Genomic DNA, 3103 nt, shown 5'->3' with positions numbered 1-3103 from the left:
GTGCTTGATAGCGCGTGTCGAGCTCGGTCATCAGCGTGTTGAACGCCTCTCCCAGCTCGGTGAGCTCGCCCCGGCTCTCCTGCACGGTCACGCGCGCGTCGAACTGTCCTCGCTTGACGCGCTCTGCCGCTCGTTCGAGTGACTCGAGAGGCTGGGTGATGGTTCGGGTGATGAGCAGCGTGAGGGCCAGCAGAATGGTGACTGCGATTGCGCCAATCGCGATCTGCTGAAGCAGGAGGCTGCGCTCGTCTGCCTCCAGGCTCGCGATCGATGCCGACGCCCGTACCCTGTACGGGGTGCCGTCGATGGCGGCATCGGCGCTGATGATATCGTGGCGCTCACGACCTGCCTCGTCGATGCTGTGCGTGACTCTCGGACGGCCTGCGGCATCGGTGGGAATGACCAGGCAGGTGCCGTTCTCGTCGATGATGGCGACCTCGCTGACGCCGAGCCGGATGAGGCTGTGCAACGGAGGCAGCAGGGTAGCTGCGCTCTCATCGACCCCGATGAAGGCGGTCACCCGACCGTTCTTGACCACAGGTGCGACACAGGTGATCACGGGCGCTCCGCTGGCTTTCTCATCGATATGGGGACCCAGCCAGGCGGGTTGCGGGTCTCGTAGACCCGTGCCGTTGACGCTCCACGGCACCTGTCCCATGGGCGGGGTCTCACACACATGGAGGGCGTCTTTCGCAGGGCTTGTCCATGAGATCCATCCCCCAAGGGCGTCTGCGTAGCGCATGCCGGAGACGCTCGCATCGAGCGCGATGGGACGCGTCCTGCTGGGCGGCTCGAGTCGATGGTCGCTTTGCTGGGCCTGCCTGGCCAGTCGCTGGCAGGCCTCCCGGGTCTGCTGCAGATGCACCCCGATCTCGTCGGCGCGCATGACGAGGATCTTGCGGGCGAGCTGCTTGACGACGCTGCGCGTGCGCGTGTTGCGCTCGAACGTGATGAGGCAGCCGATCACGGCAAAGGTGACGATGATGGCGGCCCCCACCGTGAGCGCGAGGCGGGTGCGAAGGCGAAGGTTCACGAAGAGGGCGCGAGCGCTTCGCGCACGCCCGGATCGACCCCGCGCACATAGTCGCCCACCGCGCGTCCGAGAGGCGTGATGAGCACGATGCGATCATAGTCGATGGCCACGTTGTTGAGGTACTGCAAGACGAGGGTGTGGGCGGTCATGGCGTTGGGCTGGGGCCCGGAGAAGAAGAACCCCTGCGTCTCGAGCGCCTCCACCAGGGCGGGGGTGCGCGGGTTCTCGAGGTCGAGCAGAACGTGCACGACCTCGAAGTGGCGCTGGCAGAGCGAGCGCAGAAGGGCGTGTATCTTGGTGGCGGTGTCGGCACCGATGGCGCGGACCGCGATCTGGGCGAACCCCAGGCCGTTCGAGAGATGGGTGGTGGGCTCGCCGTCCTCGGCGGGGCAGTCATCGGGTGCGGGCGCCCACGTCACGTCATGCGCGTCAGCATCTCGGCGTGGTGCGGGGGCGAGAAGAGGGTTGCGGGGGGCGGCTTCGACAGCGTGAGGTGGCTCACCACAACGCTCTCGCGCTGCGCCAGCACGTCGGTGATGCCCTTGAACGAGAGGGTCGACGGCGCAAAGCCCACCTGCAATGCGCAGTCAACGAAACCGAGCTTCAGGCACACGCGCTGGGTGAGCTCATGGTTGGTCACGCAGTGGGCGAACACCCCGTCGAAGCCGCGCGACCGCGCTTCGTCGAGCAGGAACGCGAACAGCCGGTTGCTCAGTCCGTATCCCCGAAACTCGGGCTTCACCACCGCCATGCCGATCTCGACCAGGCTGCGTGACGCGGGCGATGAGAAGAGCGCCACATGACCGGCCAGCGTGCCGTCAGCGTCGCTCAAGGCAAGCGCCGACGTCATCTCGCCGCTGGCGTTCAGCGCGCGGATGCGGTCGGGGAAGTAGATGTTCTCATAGACGTACGAGTAGCCGTACGCGCGATAGACGGCGCGTGAGACCTCCACCGCTTCTTCGGCGCGCATGAGCCGCAGCGAGAAGGTGGCGTTCTCGCGGCGGGCCACCTCTGCCTTGGGCGCGGGCCAGGGGCTGAGATCGTGGTCGCTCTCCATCTGCTCGATGTGGAGCCCTGGGAAGAAGCGGAAGAGTACCGTCTCCTTGCCGTTCTTCCCCAGGTTGCGAAAGGTCACGTGATCCATGAGGCGGCGCATGAGGAAGATGCCCAGGCCGCGGTCGCCGCGCTCTTCGAGCGAGGCGTTCGGGTCGTACGGGCGGATGCGCTCCGGATCGAACGGCAGCCCCATGTCTCGTACCGCGATCTCGAGGCCAGTGGTGCGCGTCGTGCACACCACCGCGTAGGTGGCATCTTCATCTGCCGAGAAGGCATGGTCGATCACGTTCGCCGCGGCTTCTTCGACGCAGAGCGCGATCTTGTGCCGGTCGGCCTCATCGAACCCGCAAACCGCCGCCACCTCGCGCACGAACCCGGTCACCACGGGCACGAGCGCCACGTCGTTGGGGATCGTGAGGGTGCTCGATCGTGGACTCACGCCTTCACCGCGTGGCGCTCATCGATGACCCGCCGCAGCTTGCCCGTGCGGGTATTGATGGCGAGCGCGCCGGGCGTGACCCATTCGAACGCCAGGGGCCAGATCTTGTCTCCGCTCACCAGATCAGGGAAGAGGTGGCGCTCGTGGTAGAGGCGCTCGGTGATCACGGGCTCGGCCGCGGCGCAGTCGGCGGCGTCGGCCGCGGCGCCGACGCGCAGCACCAGCTCGTCTTTGAGCTCGCGATGTCGGATGACCATCTGGCAGCCGGCGATTCGCAGCGCTTCGGCGAAGGGAGCGAGGGCGGCGCGGGCATCATCGTAGTAGAGCGACATGGGGCCGATGCGCGCGGCCTCTTCTGAGCGGCCGAGCAGCACGAACCTGCGATCCGGCGGGCCGGCCTCCGGCTCGGCCCACATGGCACGATCACCGGCGGGGTAGCGAACGATGGGCATGAGCAGGCGGGTGAGGTTCGTCACCACAACGCGGCCCTCGACGCCGGCCTCGGTGATGGGGCGATCACTGTCGTCGACGATCTCAAAGATGGTCTCGCGGCCGAGGGCGCGGTGCTCGTTGGC

General features: G+C 67.1%; 4 protein-coding genes. All 4 read right to left on the bottom strand.

Annotated elements, in window-relative coordinates:
• Window positions 1-1033: HAMP domain-containing protein (locus tag EB084_22520; GenBank protein NDD31039.1), on the bottom strand; the 1033-nt coding region annotated here is incomplete at its 3' end.
• Window positions 1030-1452, bottom strand: a complete 423-nt coding sequence (locus EB084_22515; GenBank protein ID NDD31038.1) for a hypothetical protein — start codon at window positions 1450-1452, stop codon at window positions 1030-1032. The genes EB084_22520 and EB084_22515, both read right to left, overlap by 4 nt.
• Window positions 1449-2528: a GNAT family N-acetyltransferase gene (locus EB084_22510; GenBank protein ID NDD31037.1), complete on the bottom strand. Its 1080-nt coding sequence runs from the start codon at window positions 2526-2528 to the stop codon at window positions 1449-1451. Before EB084_22510 ends, EB084_22515 begins: the two co-directional genes overlap by 4 nt.
• Window positions 2525-3103: phenylacetate--CoA ligase family protein (locus EB084_22505; GenBank protein ID NDD31036.1), on the bottom strand; the 579-nt coding region annotated here is incomplete at its 5' end. The genes EB084_22505 and EB084_22510, both read right to left, overlap by 4 nt.

Source organism: Pseudomonadota bacterium, assembly GCA_010028905.1.
In the GTDB taxonomy this organism is placed as follows: domain Bacteria; phylum Vulcanimicrobiota; class Xenobia; order RGZZ01; family RGZZ01; genus RGZZ01.
Note: the sequence above shows the minus strand (reverse complement) of the source record. Positions and strands in the feature narration are given on the sequence as shown.